Source organism: Cuniculiplasma thermophilum (assembly GCF_052315355.1).
Classification (GTDB): Archaea; Thermoplasmatota; Thermoplasmata; order Thermoplasmatales; family Thermoplasmataceae; genus Cuniculiplasma.
In genome coordinates, this window is the sequence record NZ_JBLSDF010000066.1 from 1 (window position 1) to 2,972 (window position 2,972).

Genomic DNA, 2,972 nt, shown 5'->3' on the forward strand with positions numbered 1-2,972 from the left:
AGAGATAATATACTGTTAAAGGTATATAAGGGGGAGTCCAGAGGCACGCCGAGGAATAAATATGTCTAATCAGTGTAAGTCTGATAGCAGGAATTTGCAATACACCTGATTAGCAGAGCATACATGCGTCTCGGTGACGATACGTGTGAAGTTATGCTACTTGCAAACTCCCAGGCAGCAGCGAAAGCGAATGGAATATAACACCGAGAGCCCCAATTGGAAGGGTCGATCCTGTCTCTGGAGGGAGAAGACTGCCACTGATACAGTGAAGAATTGCAATACTGTATCAGCCTTCCCGGTGTCCTGCCAGCTGCATGGGATGAAAGACACATTGGATAACTCGGGAGATCTTGCAGTGTCCATGAACATGCCCCGAGAGGTGGTTGAGTAATGGTAGTCCAGTCTATAACCGTAAGGGAAAAGATGGGCGAAGCACTGCAAGAAGTCGGAGAGGTTCGTAGTATCTGTGATGGAAGGGACAGCACAACCCTTCAGGAGAAAAGGGACCTCACTCTGTGCACGCCCGCTCTAGGGAGAGGAGTATTCTATTCCTCTGAAAGGAGGTATGAAGATTGAAAACGCTCGAACTCCTTCAGGACGGGCTCTACCATGCAGCCAAAGACGGAAAGGACAGGAAATTCTACAGCCTACACGATAAGATATGCAGGACCGACATACTTCAGGATGCTTGGAAGCACGTATCCGCGAACAATGGATCGCCAGGCATTGACTGGAAGAGCATCGAGGACATAGAAAGTTACGGTGTACCACGCTTTCTTGAAGAGATACAGAATGAACTCATGAACATGACATACAGAATTCCGAACGTGAAGCGCGTGTACATACCGAAGCAGGACGGAAAGAAGAGACCGCTGGGCATACCCACGGTAAAGGATCGGGTTGTCCAGCAGGCAGTGAAATCAGTAATAGAACCTATTTTTGAAGCAGACTTCAAGGATTTCAGCTATGCGTACCGGAGAGGTAAATCGGCTAAACAGGCATCACATGAGATTTTCAAGTATCTGAATTACGGCTATACAGGAATAGTAGAAATTGACATCACAGGCTTCTTTGACCATATCGATCATGAGAAGATGATCCACTTTCTAATGAAGAGGATTGCCGATCCCTATGTGATAAAACTCATAAGGGAATGGCTCAGGGCAGGTATAGTCTATAATGGTGAGACAACATACCCATCAGAGGGCACACCTCAGGGCGGTGTGATATCACCACTGCTTGCAAACATATACCTGAATGAGATGGATACCCTCTGGTCAAAGAAGGTTGATGCGAACGAGGCTGTGATGATACGCTATGCTGATGACGTGCTCGTACTGTCGAAAAACAACCCGGAGAAGCATATGGATCTTGTAAGGAGGATACTCGACCTGCTTGGTCTCGAGCTGAATGTAGACAAATCAAAGATAACCGATATAGCCCAGGGCATTGACTTCCTCGGAATACACTACCAGAGGAGATACAGCAACATGAAAAAGAGGGGTGTGGTAAGGATGTATCCCTCCAGAAAATCCATGGAAAAGTTCCGTGGGAAGGTTAAGGAACTGACAAAGCTCACAAAAACCCATGTCAAGAGCATGGACGTCCTTATCACTGAACTTAACGCCCTGATAAGAGGCTACACAAACTACTTCAACCACACCAACGCCACAAAGCAGTACAAATCTCTGTATCGATTTATTGAGTGGAAGGTCTCTAAGTTCTACTGCCATCTTCATAAGATATCCAGGGCATCCTACAAAACCATGTATATAGGAATTGGCAGAATACTAGGCCTCATGCCAATGACAGGAAGAATTTCGTATATATAATGCCGCATGGTGAAGCACACCGGAAAGCCGTATTCGGGAAAACCGACCGTACGGTTTGATGTGGAAGGGTCTGGAGAAATCCAGATCTTTACCCTACGGGGTTTTATGAACCTCCTGTGTACTCCTGGACGCAAGGTGATCTCACATGACTGAAAAATACACTGTTGAACAGAAGATAGAGATCGTGATCGAGTCACTGACAGCAGCAAACATTGCTGAGCTATGTCGTAGATATGGAATATCTGTCGTACAGCTTCGCAGATGGAAGGAGAAGTTCATTGATGGTGGTAGCAGGGCACTTGGTGAATCATCAAAGGGAAACACATACCAGAAGGAGATAGATGATCTGAAAAGACTGGTGTGTGATCAGGCACTTGCAATAGATGCTTTAAAAAAAAGTCGACAGGGGAGGAAATAAGGATGACTGTTGACATTCTAAGAAAAGAGATGAGTGTATCACGTATATCCAAGGCAATGGATATGCCAAGATCAACAATATATTACAGAAAGACAGGGAGATCAGGAACAAGGAAATCCAGGATATCTGAAAACATTGAATCTGAAATAATCCGGATCTCAGGAGAAAGGACAACATATGGATACAGGAGAGTCTGGGCACTTCTAAGGAATTCCGGCATTCATGTGAACATAAAAACAGTTAGGAGAATCATGAGAAGGAACAGTCTTGCACTGCCATATGCAAAACATAAGAACAGAATTAGGAAGAAGGATCTCACAAAGCCTGAGGAGATAAACAGGCTATGGGAAACAGACATCCACTATGTAAGCACACAGACAGATGGAATGCACTATCTCATGTCAACAAAGGATTGCTTCAGCAAGAAATGGATTTCATATGAATTCTCCAGGTCATGTACATCAAATGACTGCATCAGGGCAGTTGAGAAAGCATATGAAATAAGGTTCCCTGATGGAAATCCACATGATCTTGTACTCAGAACAGACAACGGTCCACAGTATATTTCAGAGATATTCAGGAATACAGTGAAGACTCTGGGAATAAAATCTGAATACATACAGAAGCACACGCCTGAAGACAATGGGGATATTGAATCATTCCACAACTCCCTCAAGACAGATTACATATGGGTGAATGATATTGAAACATTTGAGGATGCA

The 2,972-nt window shown here is 44.4% G+C and carries 4 protein-coding genes; all 4 read left to right on the forward strand.

Annotated features, from left to right (window positions below):
* The first annotated feature begins 390 nt into the window (after window positions 1–390).
* On the forward strand, window positions 391–576 hold the full coding sequence (locus ACNF42_RS08535; RefSeq protein WP_443340347.1) for a hypothetical protein: 186 nt from the start codon (window positions 391–393) through the stop codon (window positions 574–576).
* Entirely contained in the window at window positions 573–1,832 is a 1,260-nt protein-coding gene (gene ltrA, locus ACNF42_RS08540) for a group II intron reverse transcriptase/maturase (protein ID WP_443340348.1), read from the forward strand. Before ACNF42_RS08535 ends, ltrA begins: the two co-directional genes overlap by 4 nt.
* Window positions 1,833–1,977: 145 nt before the next feature.
* The gene (locus ACNF42_RS08545; RefSeq protein ID WP_443340349.1) at window positions 1,978–2,250 is read left to right on the forward strand and encodes a transposase; all 273 of its coding nucleotides are present in this window, start codon (window positions 1,978–1,980) and stop codon (window positions 2,248–2,250) included.
* Between the two features lie 2 nt (window positions 2,251–2,252).
* A partial coding sequence (locus ACNF42_RS08550) for an IS3 family transposase (RefSeq protein ID WP_443340351.1) occupies window positions 2,253–2,972 on the forward strand: 720 nt, incomplete at its 3' end.

What these genes read in the sequence shown, in the direction of transcription:
- ACNF42_RS08535 (WP_443340347.1), top strand. Translation starts at nt 391, where the DNA reads ATGGTAGTCCAGTCTATAACCGTAAGGGAAAAGATGGGCGAAGCACTG.
- ACNF42_RS08545 (WP_443340349.1), top strand. Translation starts at nt 1,978, where the DNA reads ATGACTGAAAAATACACTGTTGAACAGAAGATAGAGATCGTGATCGAG.